The 18193-nt window shown below is 60.5% G+C and carries 16 protein-coding genes and 1 pseudogene; 13 read left to right on the top strand and 4 right to left on the bottom strand.

Features of this window, described 5'->3' with window-relative positions; translation table 11 throughout:
* The first annotated feature begins 150 nt into the window (after positions 1 to 150).
* Both ABID58_RS35730 and gltB read left to right on the top strand, forming a co-directional pair.
* Complete coding sequence (locus tag ABID58_RS35730; RefSeq protein WP_354037572.1) at positions 151 to 558, top strand: hypothetical protein; 408 nt, start codon at positions 151 to 153, stop codon at positions 556 to 558.
* A 133-nt stretch (positions 559 to 691) separates the two neighbouring features.
* A complete protein-coding gene (gene gltB / locus ABID58_RS35735; protein WP_354037573.1) occupies positions 692 to 5452 on the top strand; it encodes a glutamate synthase large subunit in 4761 nt (1586 codons plus the stop codon).
* A 48-nt stretch (positions 5453 to 5500) separates the two neighbouring features.
* Here gltB and ABID58_RS35740 read toward each other — a convergent pair.
* The 4 genes and pseudogenes from ABID58_RS35740 to ABID58_RS35755 form a co-directional block, all read right to left on the bottom strand.
* Positions 5501 to 6270: pseudogene (locus tag ABID58_RS35740) on the bottom strand (IS5 family transposase).
* Positions 6271 to 6806: 536 nt separating this feature from the next.
* Positions 6807 to 8471, bottom strand: a complete 1665-nt coding sequence (locus ABID58_RS35745) for an ATP-dependent Clp protease adaptor ClpS (RefSeq protein ID WP_354037574.1) — start codon at positions 8469 to 8471, stop codon at positions 6807 to 6809.
* 348 nt (positions 8472 to 8819) lie between these two features.
* Entirely contained in the window at positions 8820 to 9077 is a 258-nt protein-coding gene (locus ABID58_RS35750) for a hypothetical protein (RefSeq protein WP_354037575.1), read from the bottom strand.
* A 388-nt stretch (positions 9078 to 9465) separates the two neighbouring features.
* Entirely contained in the window at positions 9466 to 10056 is a 591-nt protein-coding gene (locus tag ABID58_RS35755) for a hypothetical protein (protein ID WP_354037576.1), read from the bottom strand.
* Positions 10057 to 10373: 317 nt separating this feature from the next.
* Here ABID58_RS35755 and ABID58_RS35760 point away from each other — a divergent pair, with 317 nt between their 5' ends.
* The 11 genes from ABID58_RS35760 (at position 10374) to ABID58_RS35810 (ending at position 16936) form a co-directional block, all read left to right on the top strand.
* The gene (locus ABID58_RS35760; protein ID WP_354037577.1) at positions 10374 to 10694 is read left to right on the top strand and encodes an iron-sulfur cluster assembly accessory protein; all 321 of its coding nucleotides are present in this window, start codon (positions 10374 to 10376) and stop codon (positions 10692 to 10694) included.
* Positions 10695 to 10734: 40 nt separating this feature from the next.
* Positions 10735 to 11004, top strand: coding sequence for a NifU family protein (locus tag ABID58_RS35765; protein WP_354037578.1), 270 nt, complete (start codon positions 10735 to 10737; stop codon positions 11002 to 11004).
* Between the two features lie 18 nt (positions 11005 to 11022).
* Positions 11023 to 12216: a cysteine desulfurase NifS gene (gene nifS / locus ABID58_RS35770; protein WP_354037579.1), complete on the top strand. Its 1194-nt coding sequence runs from the start codon at positions 11023 to 11025 to the stop codon at positions 12214 to 12216.
* A complete protein-coding gene (gene nifT / locus ABID58_RS35775) occupies positions 12213 to 12434 on the top strand; it encodes a putative nitrogen fixation protein NifT (protein ID WP_085399342.1) in 222 nt (73 codons plus the stop codon). Before nifS ends, nifT begins: the two co-directional genes overlap by 4 nt.
* Before the next feature lie 388 nt (positions 12435 to 12822).
* Entirely contained in the window at positions 12823 to 14376 is a 1554-nt protein-coding gene (nifB, locus tag ABID58_RS35780) for a nitrogenase cofactor biosynthesis protein NifB (protein WP_354037580.1), read from the top strand.
* 16 nt (positions 14377 to 14392) lie between these two features.
* Positions 14393 to 14617 (top strand): 4Fe-4S binding protein, encoded by a 225-nt coding sequence (locus tag ABID58_RS35785; protein WP_354037581.1) that lies wholly within the window; start codon positions 14393 to 14395, stop codon positions 14615 to 14617.
* 10 nt (positions 14618 to 14627) lie between these two features.
* On the top strand, positions 14628 to 15128 hold the full coding sequence (locus tag ABID58_RS35790) for a hypothetical protein (RefSeq protein ID WP_354037582.1): 501 nt from the start codon (positions 14628 to 14630) through the stop codon (positions 15126 to 15128).
* A 599-nt stretch (positions 15129 to 15727) separates the two neighbouring features.
* Positions 15728 to 16045: a nitrogen fixation protein NifZ gene (locus ABID58_RS35795; protein WP_354037583.1), complete on the top strand. Its 318-nt coding sequence runs from the start codon at positions 15728 to 15730 to the stop codon at positions 16043 to 16045.
* Complete coding sequence (locus ABID58_RS35800) at positions 16045 to 16299, top strand: nitrogen fixation protein NifZ (protein WP_354037584.1); 255 nt, start codon at positions 16045 to 16047, stop codon at positions 16297 to 16299. The genes ABID58_RS35795 and ABID58_RS35800 overlap by 1 nt, the downstream gene beginning before the upstream one ends.
* The gene (locus tag ABID58_RS35805; RefSeq protein ID WP_354037585.1) at positions 16296 to 16655 is read left to right on the top strand and encodes a DUF3024 domain-containing protein; all 360 of its coding nucleotides are present in this window, start codon (positions 16296 to 16298) and stop codon (positions 16653 to 16655) included. The genes ABID58_RS35800 and ABID58_RS35805 overlap by 4 nt, the downstream gene beginning before the upstream one ends.
* An 11-nt stretch (positions 16656 to 16666) precedes the next feature.
* On the top strand, positions 16667 to 16936 hold the full coding sequence (locus ABID58_RS35810) for a DUF6129 family protein (protein WP_354037586.1): 270 nt from the start codon (positions 16667 to 16669) through the stop codon (positions 16934 to 16936).
* The last annotated feature ends 1257 nt before the right edge of the window (positions 16937 to 18193 follow it).

Here is an 18193-nt window from a genome sequence, read left to right on the forward strand (position 1 = left end):
GACGACATCAATCGCCATCCCGTCATCCATACCTGGTCCTACAAACTCGCCGACGCCGCCTGATATGATTCGAACCAAGAAAACGCTGAACTAGTTCATGACGATCTAGCCCTGCACAAAATCCATGACATGCAGACGGGATTACCCGCTATGCGTCATTTGGCTCGCGATGCGATCGAAAAACAATCCGAGTTGTGGAGGGCGCACGCGATCCGCCAACTCTCTAATCCAGCGGAGAAGAACTCTGATGTCCCGCATTCTGATCGCTTTGCGATTGGCAAGGACTTGGCCGAACACATCCTCGCGCTGGACTCTCCAGAAGACGGCGCCGGCCGCAAGTTCATGTCCTATGTGGCGGTCGCCCAGTATTGTTTCGAAACTGGCGACAACGATCGTGCGGTCGAGTTAGCTGAGTCGGCGTTGAAGTCGCTGGACGGCCCGAAGCCAATGGCGGCTGAAGAGAAGGCGCACTACCTGCGGCTGTTGCTTACGGCCTTGGCCAAGTACGAGGATGAGGAGGCAAAGCCGTTCTCGGGGACGAAGAACGCCTTGGTCTGAATTCTTGGCCTGAATTTAAGAAGCTGCGGCTCGCGGCGGACGAGCGGTGACCCAGAGGGCGGGTGCCGCGGAACGCCCAAGGTGCGCCGAAGATCGCGGTGAGGCACCTTGCCGCACGGAGAGGATTGGAACAATGAACGGGTCGCAATTCGAGCGCGCAAACATCGTGGCAGAAGAGCTGTCGGCGACGGTCGCCTCGAAAACGACCGATCCGATTCAGGAACACAATTCGCGTCCGCCTGCTGTGGGTCTCTACGATCCGAGCCTGGAAAAGGATTCCTGCGGCGTCGGCTTCATCGCCAACATCAAGGGCAACAAGTCGCACGAGATCGTCGCGGACGCGCTCAGCATCCTCTGCAACCTCGAGCATCGCGGCGCTGTCGGCGCCGACCCGCGCGCCGGCGACGGTGCCGGCATCCTGGTGCAGATCCCGCACGCCTTCTTCATCCGCAAGGCGAAAGAGCTTGGCTTCGCGCTGCCCAATCCAGGTGAATACGCCATCGGCGCGCTGTTCATGCCGCGCGACATCGCCTGGCGCAACGTCATCAAGAGCATCATCGCCGACCAGATCAAGGAAGAGGGCCTGACGCCGCTCGGCTGGCGCGACGTGCCGACCGACAATTCCTCGCTCGGCGTCACCGTGAAGCCGACCGAACCCGCCTGCATGCAGGTGTTCATCGGCCGCAACGGCACCGCCAAGACCGAAGACGATTTCGAGCGCCGGCTCTACATCCTGCGCGAGTCGATCTCGCAGGCGATCTACCAGCGCCGCGACCGCGGCCTCGCCGGCTATTACCCCTGCTCGATGTCGTGCCGCACCGTGATCTACAAGGGCATGTTCCTCGCCGACCAGCTCGGCAAGTACTATCCCGATTTGCACGAGAAGGATTTCGAGAGCGCGCTGGCGCTGGTGCATCAGCGCTTCTCGACCAACACCTTGCCGACCTGGCCGCGGGCGCATCCCTATCGCATGATCGCGCATAACGGCGAGATCAACACGCTGCGCGGCAACACCAACTGGATGGCGGCGCGTCAGGCCTCGGCGAGCTCCGAGCTGTACGGCAAGGACATCAACCGGCTCTGGCCGATCTATTATGAAGGCCAGTCGGACACCGCCTATTTCGACAACGTGCTCGAATTCCTGGTGCAGGGCGGCTACTCGCTGCCGCACGCCGTCATGATGATGATTCCGGAGGCGTGGGCCGGCAATCCCTTGATGGATGAAAAGCGCCGGGCCTTCTACGAATATCACGCCGCGCTGATGGAGCCGTGGGACGGCCCCGCCGCGATCGCGTTCACCGACGGCCGCCAGATCGGCGCCACGCTCGACCGCAACGGCTTGCGGCCGGCGCGCTATCTCCTCACCAAGGACGATCGCATCGTGATGGCGTCCGAAATGGGCGTGCTGACGATCCCCGAGGATCAGATCATCACCAAGTGGCGGCTCCAGCCCGGCAAGATGCTGCTGGTCGACCTCGAGCAGGGCCGCCTGATCCCCGACGACGAGATCAAGGCCGAGCTGGCCCGGAGCCATCCCTACAAGGAGTGGCTCGAGCGCACCCAGATCGTGCTCGAGGAGCTGCCGAAGGTTCCGACCACCGGCGTGCGCTCGAACCTGTCGCTTTTGGATCGCCAGCAGGCGTTCGGCTACAGCCAGGACGACATCGCGATCCTGATGACGCCGATGGCGTCCATTGGCGAGGAAGCGGTCGGCTCGATGGGCAACGACACGCCGATCTCGGCGCTGTCGGACAAGGCCAAGCCGCTGTTCACCTACTTCAAGCAGAACTTCGCGCAGGTCACCAACCCGCCGATCGACCCGATCCGCGAAGAGTTGGTGATGAGCCTCGTCTCGATCATCGGACCGCGGCCGAACCTGTTCGACCTCCCAGGACTTGCCACGACCAAGCGTCTGGAAGCACGACAGCCGATCCTGACCGATGCTAATCTCGAAAAGATCCGCTCGATCTCGGACCTGGCCAAAACCCACTTCAAGTCGCGCGCGCTCGACACCACCTTCCACGCCGGTCTGGGTGCTGCCGGCATGGACCAGGTACTCGACGAGCTTTGCGCGCGCGCCGAAGCTGCGGTGCGCGAAGGCGTCAACATCATCATCCTGTCCGACCGCATGGTCGATACCGACCGCGTGCCGATCCCCTCGCTGCTGGCTTGTGCGTCCGTGCATCATCATCTGATCCGCACGGGTCTGCGCACCTCGGTCGGTCTCGTCGTCGAATCCGGCGAGCCGCGCGAAGTGCATCATTTCGCCTGCCTCGCAGGTTACGGCGCGGAAGCGATCAATCCCTATCTCGCGTTCGAAACCATCATCGCGATGAAGGACCGACTGCCCGGCTCGCTCGACGACTACGAGATCGTCAAGCGCTACATCAAGTCGATCGGCAAGGGCCTGCTCAAGGTGATGTCCAAGATGGGCATCTCGACCTACCAGTCCTATTGCGGCGCGCAGATATTCGACGCGGTCGGCCTCAAGGCGGACTTCGTCGGAAAGTTCTTCGCCGGCACGCATACCCGCGTCGAGGGCGTTGGCCTTGCCGAGATCGCCGAAGAGGCCGTGCGGCGCCACGCCGACGCGTTCGGCGAGGCGCGGGTCTACAGGACCGCGCTCGATGTCGGCGGCGAATATGCCCCTCGCAGCCGCGGCGAGGACCATGCCTGGACCGCCAAGTCGGTGAGGCCGCTTCAGAACGCCGTGCGAGGCAATTCGCTGAAAGACTATCGCGACTTCGCCAAGATCCTGAACGAGCAGTCGGAGCGTCTCTTGACGCTGCGCGGCCTGTTCCGGATCAAGAACGCGGACGAAGAGAAGCGCAAGCCCGTGCCGCTCGACCAGGTCGAGCCGGCCAAGGACCTCGTCAAGCGTTTCGCCACCGGCGCCATGAGCTTCGGCTCGATCTCGCGCGAGGCGCACACGACGCTCGCGATCGCCATGAACCGGATCGGCGGCAAGTCGAACACCGGCGAAGGCGGCGAGGAAGCCGACCGCTTCAAGCCGCTGCCGAACGGCGACAGCATGCGCTCGGCGATCAAGCAGGTTGCCTCGGGCCGCTTCGGCGTCACCACGGAGTATCTCGTCAACTCCGACATGATGCAGATCAAGATGGCGCAGGGCGCCAAGCCCGGCGAAGGCGGCCAGCTGCCCGGCCACAAGGTCGACGCGACCATCGCCAAGGTCCGGCACTCGACGCCGGGCGTCGAGCTGATCTCGCCGCCGCCGCACCACGACATCTACTCGATCGAGGATCTGGCGCAGCTCATCTACGACCTCAAGAATGTCAACCCGACGGGCGACGTCTCGGTCAAGCTCGTCTCCGAGATCGGCGTCGGCACGGTGGCCGCCGGCGTCGCCAAGGCGCGCGCCGACCATGTCACCATCGCGGGCTTCGAGGGCGGCACCGGCGCTTCGCCGCTGACCTCGATCAAGCACGCGGGCTCACCGTGGGAGATCGGCCTCGCCGAGACTCACCAGACGCTGGTGCGCGAGCGGCTGCGCAGCCGCATCGTGGTCCAGGTCGACGGCGGTTTCCGCACCGGCCGTGACGTCGTGATCGGCGCGCTGCTTGGGGCCGACGAGTTCGGCTTCGCGACCGCGCCGCTGATTGCGGCCGGCTGCATCATGATGCGCAAGTGCCATCTCAACACCTGCCCGGTCGGCGTCGCGACCCAGGACCCGGTCCTGCGCAAGCGCTTCACCGGCCAGCCCGAGCACGTGATCAACTACTTCTTCTTCGTCGCCGAAGAAGTCCGCGAGATCATGGCCTCGCTCGGCTTCCGCAGCTTCAACGAGATGATCGGCCAGGTGCAGCTGCTGGACCAGACCAGGCTCGTCGCGCACTGGAAGGCCAAGGGGCTCGACTTCTCAAAACTGTTCGTCAAGCAGAAGGAAGAGAAGGGCCAGAAGATCTATCACTCCGAGCGCCAGAACCATCATCTGGAAGCCGTGCTCGACCGCACCCTGATCGAGCGGGCGACGCCCGCGCTCGACCGCGGCGCGCCGGTGAAGATCGAGGCCGGGATCAACAGCACCAATCGTTCCGCCGGCGCGATGCTGTCGGGCGCGATCGCCAAGATCTACGGCAATGCCGGCCTGCCGAACGACACCATCCAGGTCAGCCTCAAGGGCACCGCGGGCCAGGCTTTCGGCGCCTGGCTCGCGCATGGCGTCACCTTCGAGCTCGAAGGCGAAGCCAACGACTATGTCGGCAAGGGCCTCTCGGGCGGCAAGATCATCGTCAAGCCGCCCAGGAACAGCGCCATCGTGCCGGAAGAGAGCATCATCGTCGGCAACACCGTGATGTACGGCGCGACCGATGGCGAGTGCTACTTCCGCGGCGTCGCCGGCGAACGCTTTGCCGTGCGCAACTCCGGCGCGGTCGCCGTCGTCGAAGGTGCGGGCGATCATTGCTGCGAGTACATGACCGGCGGCATCGTGGTCGTGCTCGGCAAGACCGGGCGCAATTTTGCGGCCGGCATGTCCGGCGGCATCGCCTATGTGCTCGACGAGACCGGCGACTTCGACAAGCTCTGCAACATGGCGATGGTCGAGCTCGAGCCGGTGCTGTCCAAAGAGCTGATCAAAGCCGGTACCTATCATCACGCCGGTGACCCCGAGGCGCATGGCGGGGTCGACGTGTTCAAGGACCTGCTCTCGTCCGACGTCGAGCGGCTGCACGTCCTGATCTCGCGCCATGCCAAAGCGACCGGCTCCAGGCGCGCCGCCGACATCCTTGCCAACTGGAAGGGCTGGCTGCCCAAATTCCGCAAGGTGATGCCGGTCGAGTATCGGCGCGCGCTACGCGAAATGGCGGCCAACGCGGACCCCGAGCCGAATCGCGATCAAGCTCCGGGAGCTGAGACAGTACCACCGACATACTGAACACCGCACGCGCCCGATGATGGGCAGATATAGCGCTAGGGTTTAGACTCAATTGATCCAATAGGCGACGATGGCGGCGAGGTGGACGGCAGCCAAGAAGTTTCTGGCAAGTTTGTCGTAGCGAGTTGCGACACGCCTGAATCCTTGAGGCGGCAGAAACAGCACTCGATGACGTTGCGCCCCTTATAAGCGCGTTTGCTGAAGCTGTGGAGGGTGACCGTGTTAGATTTGTTTGGAATGACGGGCTTGGCGCCACGATCGACGATTTCGGCGCGAAAGCCATCGCCGTCGTATCCTTTGTCGCCAAAGGGGGCAGACATGGGTGGCGCGAGTTCCAAAAGGGTTGGCGCTGCGCCAATATCTGCGTCCTGGCCAGGAGTGAGATGAATGCGCAAGGTCTGCAGTCAGGGTCGCTCAGTGCGTGGATTTTCATGGTCCGCCCACCGCGCGAGCGGCCGATCGCCTGTTCATGCTCCCCCTTTTCCGCCGCTCGCCGAACGATGCGCCTTGATCGAGGTGGAGTCGATGGACAAAGTCACGCTATCCTTGCCGCAGCGAGCGAGCGCCTCAGAGATCGCTTGCCAATGTCCGCGCTTGGCCCAGCGATTGAACCGATTGTAGACCGTCGTGCAAGGACCGTAGTCGGGCGGGCAATCGAGCCAGCGCGCGCCGCACTGAAGCATGTGAATGATACCGCTGATAATGCGTCGATCGTCATCGCGCGCCGGTCCGGTCTGGTTCGTTGGCAGATGTGGTTCTATCCGAGCCCACTGCTTGTCGTTGAGCCAGAACAGTCCTTCGCATCGGAATCCCCCCAGCCCGAATCAACTCGTTGCGAGGGAATCAGAGATCGCTAATTAGGTACAGACCCTAAGGAGTTGGTGTCGCGTCTTGTCGGCTCGTCGGACCCATCATGAGGTATGAGTCAGCCGATGCCATCGGCCGGAGAAAACTGCATGCGCATGTACTACCAGGTGGACGCTTTCGCAGAAGGACTTTTCGCCTGCAATCCCGCAGCCGTTCTCGTTCCTTGACGGATGGCGAAGCTCCAATTGATCGTCTGACAAGTGCGCCATTCCAGCCTGCTCTCCGAAAGAGTTCCATGCTACCGCTTATCTGCTCTGCTCATTGCATGTCGGCTGTGGCGAGCCGTTGCCTTCGTGATATCGAAGCCCGCCTGTAGGGGGCAGGCCGGCATGGAACAGGAATTGCGAGCGACGGTTGAGCGGGCGATTGCGGCGGCGGTTCGCGTTCACGAACCGCCTCGCTGCTCATCAATCGTAGACGCGTCGTCGACACCCGGCGCATGCGGGAGTTGGCGCAGCCCTTGGCGGGTGATCTTCCTCCCTTCGCTTCATTCAGACCCCGCAGCCATCGCTCCGGCCCCACCCAAGAGCTTCACGTTAAGGCGGCCGCCGGTAAACAGCATGTCGTCGAGCGCTTCCTCGATGTCAGCTGTGGTCACTGAGTTTCCGCCGTCACGAGCGATGCATGATTGCGCAATGCGTCGCATCAGCTCCTTAATGAAAGCGGCGCTGACGCCCTCAGTGCGGCGCACCGTCTCGGCTACGACCTCCGCCTCGAGCGGCAGGCCCATGCCGTAAAGCCGGATCAGCTTGTCGCGGCCGGTCGTATCAGGCAGCGGCATCTCGATCGCCTGGTCGATGCGGCCGGGGCGACCGGCCAGGGCGCCCTCGAGTTGCTCGGGGCGGTTGGTGGTGAGCACGAAGAGGATGTCAGCGTCTTCCTTCAAGCCGTCCATTTCATTTAGGAGCTTGTTCAGCGCGGCCTCCTCACATGTTGTCAAGTCGTCGCGCTTGCTGGCGATCAGATCGACATCCTCGATCACCACCATGGTAGGCTGCAGCAGGCGCGCGAGCGCCATATAGGCGCTCAGCTTACCGACCTCTTCGGCGGTGATGATTAGCGTGGTGTGTCCCGGTAGGTTGGTGGCGAGATAGCGGATGGTGTGGGTCTTACCGGTGCCGGGCGGGCCATAGAGCAGGATGCCCTTGCGGGTCGACTGGCCGGCTCGGCGGAGTGCGCCGCGCGTGGCGACAAAACTCAACACGTTGCGATCGAGCAATTTGATAGCCTGTTCCCGCAGGATCACGTCCTCGCGCCTCACTGGTGCCAATCGATGCACCATGATGCCTCTTGAGCGGCCGCTGTAATCCGCACCTTTCTCGAATGAGAGGATCTTGCCGCGATAAGAACATGCCGCGTGTACCGCCCGTTCCAGTTCGTCAAAGCTGCGCTGAACAAAGGCTTCGCCGCCAGACCCCGCAGGGGCAACGATTTCAATCCGGATCCTCGGCTCTTGCTCGAACTCTAACTCAGTAGAGAGCACGACGGCATAGAACAATTCGCTCGCCCGGCAAAGCCACAGTCCATTGTACAGGCATTTGACCGGCGCCGTCTCGCCAGTATCAACCTGGTGATATTGCGGCGGCACCAGCGAAATCGCATCCTGTCCACGCCGTTTCATCCGAGCGAATGAAAGCGTCTCGTACCTATGTTCTTCATAGGCGCCGAAGAAGCGGACCGGATCGGCGAATAGCTTATCGATCGCGACCTGCACATCGGCCTGCATGTGGCCCGGGAAATGCCGCACAGTAGTGGCGAGTTCGCTCGGCGGTATATTGGTGAAGTGCCACTCAAGCGCTTCGAAGGCATATTCGAATTGCACGTCAGACAGGTCGGGGCCGTTCGCTTCGCCCGCGGCTTCGCCCGTGATCAGCAGGGGACATCCTTCAGCTCGGATACGCTCTTGCGCCGCCTCGAGGAGCGCCTTTGCGACTGAGGGAGGATAGCGTCCGCAGACGGCCCTGCCATGCTGCAAGGCGAGTTTGGCGAGCGCAATGGCATCCCGCTCCTGTTTGTCGAATACCTCGCGCAGCAGGCGTACCACGAAACCGAGAGTCGTCTTGCCGTCATTGTGCAAAAGAAGCTGAATGGGCGCACCTCCTGCGCACATGTTGTCCACAAAGACCCCCGGAGCGTGTTCAGTTTTCGTCATGTAAGTGGTTTCCGATCTAAGCTCATCACCGGCACTTCGGCCGGCTTAGACATGTTATGCAAATTGCTTGCCGCCGCGTTCCTTACGCTTCATCGGCGGAATCCATAAAGAAGACACGCAAGGCCGCCGCAATCCCTCGAAGACCTTTGTCAGCAACCCTACACGCGCCGCAAAGCCAACAGGCGCGATCTCGAAAAGGTGCTGCTGCCGCTCGGTCCTTGACCGGCGGGGCCTCCGCCCCCCGTTACCCAACCCATCCCTCAAGCGCGTTGCAAAGTACGGGTCGTCAGGCGGTGAAAAGCCGAAGGCAATCCTGTGCGCCTCGTCAAAGGAGGTGTTCCAGCCGCATCAATCGGACCAAAAAACCGCATTCTCACGAATAGGACGGACTAGCACCTCCACCAGTAAAGCGACAGCTTCGTCCTCCGACACTCCTTGCGGCGGATCTTGCCGAGCCATCTCCCAGACGCGCTGGCGCGCATGCGGGTCGGCGCGGTTCTGCGTCCAGCCGTGCTCCTCGCACTCGCGGATGGCGTCGGCTTTCCGCAGCACGGAGATCGCCGAGCCGCTGAGCGTGCCGATCGCCGGCAGTCGTTCCTCGAACATCAGGGTGATCGCTCCTCGCGCAACATCTCAGCGCCGCTCAGGCCGGCAAAGGCCTGGAGCACAACGCCAAAGCTGATCCATACACCGTCGATCAGCCCTCTGAAATATGACCGCAAATAGGAGCCGATCATCATTGAATGTTCGGACCCCGATGGACGCAGTCAGCCGGACCCTCGCGGCCAGCCGCCCCTCGGTGCAATTGACGACAGTACTCATGGCCAACACACGACTAGCAGAGCCGCCGTGTGATCTCCCAAACGTAGGCCGAGAAGTCCATCACGAGGGTTTGTCAGAGCCAGCCCCAGGCGAGGCGGTACAGTGACCCTCTCTGGGTACAGTGTCTCTCTCTGCGGCAGACTCGTCGAGGCGGGGGGTCTGAGGCGATGCCTCAGACCGGGCGGTTTTCGCCTCTGTTCTTCACCGGCTCCATTTTGGCCAAGCCGTCCTCGTATGAGATCTCGGTGTATGATCCACCGATATCCTTGGCCGCGTCGAGCAAGTAGTCGAGCCTACCGGCCGGACCGAGCTTCTTGATGTCATTCTTGTCGACGCCGGCGAGGTCCATCATCTCCTTCCACACAGTTGATTCGTCGCAAGGCAGAATGCGGAAGGTGATGTCGCCGACCTTGGTGCGGTACTCCGCGAGCAGATCAATGTTGTTGCAGAAGATGAAATAGCTGCCTGTGGGGCTCAGCCTGCCATCCAGCACCTTTGCGGCCTCGGGTAGATACGCGAAGGAATGCAGATATCCGGCAAGGACCGGGATAGTCGGTTCGCCTTCCTGCGCGATCGCAAGAACTTGTTCGATGGAATAGACCGGCGGTCGTTTTTCGTCGGCGAACTGGGCTTGGAACTTCAGCGCGATGTCGCCCCGGAATCCAAATCGCCCCGACTTCGTTGTTTCACTCTTAAGTACCGCATTCAATAGCCGCCCCTCCTTGTCCAACGGGCCAAGAGCAGTGTTGTCAATCGACGTCATGGAAAGGCTCCTCATCAATGCGTGGTGTGACGCGTCGCGCAAAGCGACGTGTCCGCTACAGTTATGCAAGTTGCTTGCCGTCACGCTATCTCTGCGGCGTAAGCAGCGGCTTGGTGCTATGTGCATGGATGCGTTCAGGCTCCGTCACGAGGTCTCGGCCGGATGGCGCCACGGCCGGCAAGCCTCGTGTCGAAAACCCGACACACAGGTCGCGAATGGAACAATGGCCGCCTGCAAATCCTTCATTTCAGCTGCATCTCAACTGGCATGGGATTTGCGAAACGTGCCTTGCGACAAGACCCGAAAGCGAGTCAGAAATGATCAACCTAACGGATAGCGCCATCAATGCATTGAGGGCCGCAATCTCCACGACAGGGCAGCCGGCGAGCGGTCTGCGGATCATGGTCGATGGCGGCGGCTGCGAAGGGTTCACATACAAGATGGATCTCGCCCATGGGCCGAGCTCCGATGATGCCGTGATCGAGCAGGGCGGCGTCAAAGTCTTCGTCGATAGCGCGAGCCAGGCGCATCTCAACGGCACCACGATCGACTTCGTGGTGTCGCCCGAAGGATCAGGGTTCCAATTCGACAATCCAAATGCCAAGTCGAGCTGCTCTTGCGACAAATCGTGCAGGTGAGCCTGTCCTCGTGCCATCCGCAACAGAAGGGCTTCGAAACATGGGCATCAAGACTGCACCAACGAAGCAGTCTCCGATTTCTGAGCCTTCCGATCGCGAACAAATTGTCCGTGCCGGGCTCAATGAGAATCGGGCGAGCCTCAGGCGTGATCGTGGAGATTGTGAGCTGATCGTCAGGCTCACCGGCGCCTGCATGTCATGCAAGCTTGCGGGCACGACGCCCGCGGCCATTCAGGCGCGTCTGATCGAGCGGCTCGGCGAGTTCGTGCGCCTGATCCCGCTCCCCGGAGCTGCCAAAGGGCGATGTTAAGTGCAGAGCGGACAGTCCGTGCGGCCGATCTACCTGGATAACAACGCGACGACCCGCGCACATCCGTTGGTCGTTGCGGCGATGCTGCCGTTCTTCTCTACACAATTCGGCAATGCGTCATCCGCGCATGCATTCGGCAGCGAGGTTGCACCTGCATTGAAACAGGCGCGCCGGAACCTGCAGTCCCTCATTGGCGCTACATTCGATCATGAGATCGTCTTCACCTCGGGCGGGACTGAAGCCGACAACACAGCGATCCTGTCTGCGCTCGCCGTGCAGGAGGGGCGCGACGAGATCGTCACAACGGCCGTTGAGCATCCGGCCGTGCTGTCCCTTGCCGAGGAGTTGGGTCGACGAGGAATCAAAACCCATGTCATTCCGGTAGATGCCAGCGGCCGACTGGACATCGAGACTTATCGCAACGCATTGTCGAGGCGCACGTCAGTCGCCTCGGTCATGTGGGCCAATAATGAGACCGGTACGATCTTTCCGGTGATGTCCCTCGCCAAGATGGCGCACTCAGTCGGCGCGCTCTTTCACACCGACGCAGTCCAGGCGGTCGGGCGAATTCCGATTGACCTGAAGGCTACGGACATCGACATGCTGTCGCTCTCCGGGCACAAGCTCCATGGTCCGAAGGGGATCGGTGCGCTGTATGTGCGCAAGGACGTCAAGTTCCGGCCGCTGCTTTTCGGCGGCGTACAAGAGCGGCGTCGCCGCGCTGGTACCCAAAACGTTCCGGGTATTGTTGGGCTCGGCAAGGCGGCGGAACTCGCTGCGGCAAACCTCATAAAAGACCAGATGCAGATTGGCGCCCTTCGCGACCGGCTGGAGCAGGGCATTCTCGCTCACGGCTGTTGCATCGTGCTTGGCCATGTCAAGAATCGCTTGCCAAATACGTCTAACATTGCTTTCGAGCATCTCGAAGCAGAGGCCATCGTCCACCACCTGAACCACAACGGAATTGCCGTCTCTCTCGGTTCAGCCTGCGCGTCCGGCTCGATGGAGCCATCCCATGTCCTGCGCGCGATGAGAGTACCACCGGCCTTTTTGCGCGGCGCGGTTCGCTTCTCGCTGTCGCGCGAGACGGCGCCCGATGAGATCGACCGTCTCCTGCAAGTCATGCCGGACATCACTGCCAAACAGAGAGCCTTGTGGCGCGCGTGTCAGGAGCGCGCGGGCGAGAGCTCACAACGTGCGGAGCTCCCATGAAGGTTATGATTCGCCGTTCGCCAGAGACGGGCCTTTCGATTTATGTGCCCAAGAAGGATCTTGAGGAGCCGATCGTCGAATGGGAGCACGAGACGCTGTGGGGCGGTTGGATCAGAATCGCGAACGGCTGGGTGCTCGACCTACCCGCGATGGCGAGTGACACCACCCTACCAATCACTGTTAACGCCAAGAAGCGCGGCGGCGAAGCAACCGAATGATGAATGCTGCGGTTCCACAGAACCTCGCCAACCGGCGGATGCGGAAGCTATTCTTGGCGGGGCGTTCCGGCACCTGGGAGGAACGCGACACCATTCCCCTGGCTTGGGCTTGGCGTGACCGGCCACCGCACTTTCGTTTTACCAAGGGCATAGGTGAAGCAGCCAACCCGTCGTCAGAACAACGCTGCCAGCGCTCTTGTGATCGCAATCTCTGTCAGCTTTCCAACATGATGATAAACTGACATTCGAGCGAGCGTTACCTAACTACTTGACGCAAAACCCAAAGGTCATTTGTGGCAGGCATGGCACGCCAGTTGCTCTTAGCTTTTGAGAAACGACTCTGTGGATGCTTGCCGGAAGGGTTCGGCTTGCGAATAGAATTGGAAAAATGAGTACTTCAGCGCAACACCAGGTATCCTGCGGCGGCGGCGAGATCAGCGAGACTATGCAAGCGGTCACTAAGCACAAGGGCTGCGATACTATCCGCGGCAGCGGGAAGGCGAGCTGCGGATCTCAGACCAGCATCAGCAATCTGCCAGATGAGATCTCGGAAAAGGTGAAGAACCATCCCTGCTACAGCGAGGAGGCGCACCACCATTATGCCCGCATGCATGTCGCGGTCGCACCCGCCTGCAATATCCAGTGCAATTACTGCAATCGTAAATACGATTGCGCCAACGAATCGCGCCCCGGCATTGTCAGCGAGAAGTTGACGCCGGAGCAGGCCGCCCAAAAGGTGCTGGCGGTCGCTTCAGCGATCCCTCAAATGAGCGTGGTCGGCGTTGCCGGCCCTGGCGATCCGCTAGCGAATCCGGACAAGACATTCAAGACCTTCGAGCTTGTGAACAAGCTCGCGCCAGGTATCAAGCTGTGCCTCTCGACGAACGGTCTTGCGCTAGCCGATCATGTCGACACGATCGCAAGACTCAGGATCGATCACGTGACGATCACGATCAACATGATCGATCCCGAAATTGGTGCAAAGATCTATCCCTGGATCTTTTACCGTCACAAGCGCTACACCGGCGTTGAAGCCGCAAACATCCTTAGCAATCGGCAGCTCCAGGGCGTGGAGATGCTCACCGCGCGCGGCATCCTGTGCAAAGTCAACTCGGTGATGATTCCCGGGATTAACGATCAGCATCTGGTTGAGGTGAACAAGGCTGTGAAGTCGCGCGGGGCCTTCCTGCATAACGTGATGCCGCTGATATCGTCGCCCGAGCACGGAACCGTGTTCGGTCTCAGGGGGCAACGCGGCCCGACCGCACAGGAAGTGACAGCGTTGCAGGATAGCTGCGAAAGCAAGATGAACATGATGCGTCATTGTCGTCAGTGCCGGGCCGACGCCGTCGGACTGCTCGGAGAGGACCGCGGCTCGGAGTTCACCATGGAAAAGATCATGGCGATGGACATCAAATACGACGAGCAGCCCCGAAAGGCGTATCAGGCCAAAGTCGAGAAAGCGCGCATCGCAAAGCTTGCGGCCAAGCAGGAGGAGCTTGCGGGGCTCGCCAGCGCTTCCAGCGAAATCAAGGTGCTGGTGGCGGTCGCAACCAAGGGCTCGGGATTGATCAACCAGCACTTCGGTCACGCCAAGGAGTTCCAGATCTACGAGCTCTCGACTTCAGGCGCGAAATTCGTTGGTCATCGTCCTATCCATCCCTATTGCCAGGGCGGCCACGGCGAGGACAGCAAGCTCGAAATCGCCGTCGGCGCTATCAAGGATTGCCACGCCGTATTCGTGTCAAAGATCGGCGGCTGCCCGAAGGCCGAATTGATCAAGGCCGGCATCGAGCCGGTCGATCAGTACGCCTGCGAGTTCATCGATGCCTCGACGATCGCCTGGTTCAAACTCTATCTCGATAAAGTCAATGAGCGGACGATCAAGCACATTGAGCGGGTCGAACCGGCCCGCCACAATGCGCTGATTTCCGCCGCCTGAAGGATGGGTTCAGACAATGCCGTACAAGATCATCGACTCGCAATGCACGGGCTGTTCAGCGTGCGAAACGCAATGCCCAAATCTTGCTATTTCCGAAGTAGCCGGCGTTTTCCTGATCGATTCGGAGCAATGCACCGAGTGCGACGGCCACTTTGACGAACCGCAATGCGTGTTGATTTGTCCGGTTGACAACACATGCGTGCTCGACACCGCACTGCCACGCCATCGGGCGCCCTCTTGAGGACCACAACATGGATGTCAGCACGACACGAACGGTTCAGAAACTCGGGCGGTTGATGCGTCGGCTTGACGAGGCGCCGACTGCGGCTGTCGCCTTCCCAAACCGGGTGGACGGCTTGCCCTGGTCGCCGACTTTTTCGCCAGTTGGCGAGTCATATTCTGGCGACGCGAACGTCGAGGGCAACGCGCTAAGCTATGCCTTCCGGCCCGAAGGCTGCGGTCTTGAGCGTCGAGGATCGATTTCGCCGATGGGTCCACCAAGAGCGGACCTGTCTTCCGCGATATCAATCCAGTCACCTGAGGCCGTCATTGAACAGGCGACATTCATGCCGGAGGCCTTCTTCAGTCGGTCATCCAAGCGAAACGAGGGCGTCCTCACCGAGCCCTGTGTTGGTCGCACGGTGTCGAGCCGGTCGAGCGTCATTGCAGGGCGGCAGGGCTATCCTATCACCTCGATGAAGGCGCAGAAAATCATCCTGTGTCAAGCCAAGGCGTTCGTGATGCGGATGTGATTGTGCTGCGAGCGGCGCGGTCGTGCCACCAGCCCGAATTCGGCTGCTATGAGAGCACCTCGCGTGGGTCTTGCTATTCTCGCTCAAGGCTTGTTGCCCACTTGGAGATGCCTCTCGGGCAGCTCGAGGGGGGACGGCGGTTGTCGAGAGACTGCTGGGGCGCAGTCTTGCGCACAAGATTGGCGCCAAGGTTTGTGAGGCACGCTCGAGCGGATGAGGGGACCATGAGTGATGTCATCCACGATGCCCTCAGTTGCCGGGGCAATCAGGTCGATTGTGCCGGCTGCGCGTGTCGCGTTGAACCGCACTTCTGCTGCCGGCTCAAGCTCGTTGCGTGTCAACGACGGACTCGCGTGCAGCATCGGCGGCCCTCAACATCAATCATGGGCTCGCGGATCGCCATCTCAAGCATCCGTTTTAGGGGTGCCGGGCGTTGATGTTGACGCATCGTCATCCCCGTCGGCTCATTCAATACGTGGTCGCAAGCCGCGCGGCGGTGCGGGAATCGACGGAGTTGATCGAAAATCATGATAGGGCGGTCCGTAACGCCGGGCGCTCGCGAAGCGCCGCACAGTTGAAGCATGGAAAGAGACGGCAGCATGAGCAACATCGCCCGTGATAATGACATCGTCGAGTTGACGGACGTGCCCTTCTTTGATTATGGCGACAAGGTGCGGGCCAACCGCACCATCCGAAACGACGGCACCTATATGGGCAAGGAGATCGGTGAGGTTCTCGTCAAGAAAGGCGAGCTTGGCTATGTCGTCTCGATCGGTACGTTCCTGCAACAATTTTATATCTATGGGGTCGAATTCCTCGCTTCAGGCTATCGCGTCGGCATGAAACGCAAAGAGCTTGATCTAGTCACGCGAAGCCACAGAGGCGAGGAGCCTTGCTTGTCAGGAGGGGCACCCTGATGATCGAACCAAGGTTGCCAAGATACCGCTCAGGCCAACGTGTCGAGGCGGCAATCGATCTGCTCAACGACGGTTCCTTTCCCGACGCCTCGGCGGAAGAGTGTCTGGTCAGCGTCGGACACGTTGGCGAGATCGTCCAGGTCGGTCTCCATACGGAAGCGAACCTACCCATCTATATGGTCGACTTCGGCAAGCAGTTGGTGGTTGGCTGCCTCGAGGCAGAGATCTCCGCAGTCCAGGACATCGCGCAATGAACGCCGCCATCAACAGACAACATCATTCCGGATTGCCTGCGCATCCCAACGAGCTCGACCGGTGGCGGATCGTGCGCGCGCTGACGAGGCGCGAGCGCTACCGATATGTCTCGCCAAAGGTGACACCGGTTGCTGGCGGCTATCTTGTCGAGAGCCTGTGCTGCTCAGGCAATATCGATGCGGAGGGAGGCCTCGTCGATGTCGCGCTGTTGCACCACGATAAGACTGGGGCGGCATGGCAGCTGTTCCGCAAGGATCACGGCAAGGGCGTCTGGGAGTGGCATTCTACCCATCAACGGCTTGGCTTGGCGGCAGCGGTTCTAAACGCCGACCCTGAACGTTTGTTCTGGCAATAAGGATTATGGAGATGGTGCTCGCTGCAGGCGAATTGACGAACATCGAGCAGACGCTCGCCGCTAATGATACAGCGTCTGAGCCCTGCCTCACGCTCCGGCAGAAATTTCCACATCTCGCCTGGATTTGTTGCGAGGCCTCTGACATGACGCAGAGTCCGTTCCGCCGCGTTGGACAGTTCGACCTGCATCTACTCGACGGTGGCGGTCAGTGCGCACAGATTACGAATGATCCGCAGCGTGCCACCGGCATTGTGCTGGCAAAGCGCTCTGGCAACTCATGATCAAGTCATCGCCTGCCGGTGCCAAGCTTACCCAGGACGGCTAGGCCCGCGGGTTGTTTACCATGCGGTAGTGACCAGCCCGGGGAATATCACGACGCTTGTTCGTCGGGCCCATGAGGGGCCGGCGATCGTTCCTCGCAGCGGAATTGCCTGGGTATCTCAGCGTTGCCAATTAGATCAAGAATACTGCGGCAGATCAATTAGGACGGGGCGAGCAGTGCACTCGATCCACCGACGAGGATCTGGTATCGCAAGATTTGCCTTTGTGAGATCTTTCACTTAAAGCCGCCTTCCTTGAAAATCGGACAAGACGTTTGTTCTTCGCGCGGTAATGCCGTGCACTCGCCGTGGAGGCCGGTTGATGATGCGCGCGCAAGTAAGGCAGTGCGAGTGTCCCGGCCGATCCAGCGCTACTTAATACTGGCGCCTAGTATCATTCTACGAAATATCTTGGTGACTTGAGGTCGGAGCATTCAAGCAAGCAGCGATTTTCGAGTTGCTTTCGAAGACGCATCGAGCGTCCCTTCTCTGTGGCTTGCTTCCATGTTGAAGCCGGGTGACGTGCATGTCGAAAATCGGGTTTGTCACGCAGATGAAAATGGAGGGAGGACAAATTCGCGTGTAGTTCCAGTTCTTATCTCGAAGAGAACCCGCTTGAATAGTTGTCGATCACGATTGATATGGTAATGGGATGCGGTTGCGTCTACGCCAAAAACAAGGCGCTACAGGCAAATGTGCAAAGCGAAATCGGAGAACATCACGTGGCAAAAACCACCAAGCGCAAAGAGTATAGTAAGGATGACGTCAAGCTGCTCAAAGGGCACTCTAAGGCCCGCACCCCTGTAGCTAGGGTTTCAAAGCTGATGAAGCGATCCGAGGGGTCTCTACGACAGAAAGCACGTACCTTGGGGATTGGCTTGGGTCACCAGCGCTGAGATATGATTCAATTTTCGGAAATTGACCGGCGTGATCGTGCCGGCCAGGCGGCTTACGACCGCCGGGCCAGCTGATCGTTCCAGGTCCTTCCGTCCGAGGGTCAGCTCGCGCGATGAACGAGCTGACTGGTCTGCCGATAGACCGGCCCACTTGGCCTAGACCTCATCGGTTGTCATGGTTTCAATTATGCGACTGATAAAGGCGCGTCTGTGAATATAGATCTCCCACCCGGAAATGCGGTCCGCGAGCGTGCCTGCGGATCATCAGCGTCATTCGGCGCTCGGCTGTCTCTCGCTGCTAGGGCCTGAACCTAAATAGCGC

The sequence above is a fragment of the Bradyrhizobium sp. S3.2.6 genome (assembly GCF_040546885.1).
In the GTDB taxonomy this organism is placed as follows: Bacteria; Pseudomonadota; Alphaproteobacteria; order Rhizobiales; family Xanthobacteraceae; genus Bradyrhizobium; species Bradyrhizobium cytisi.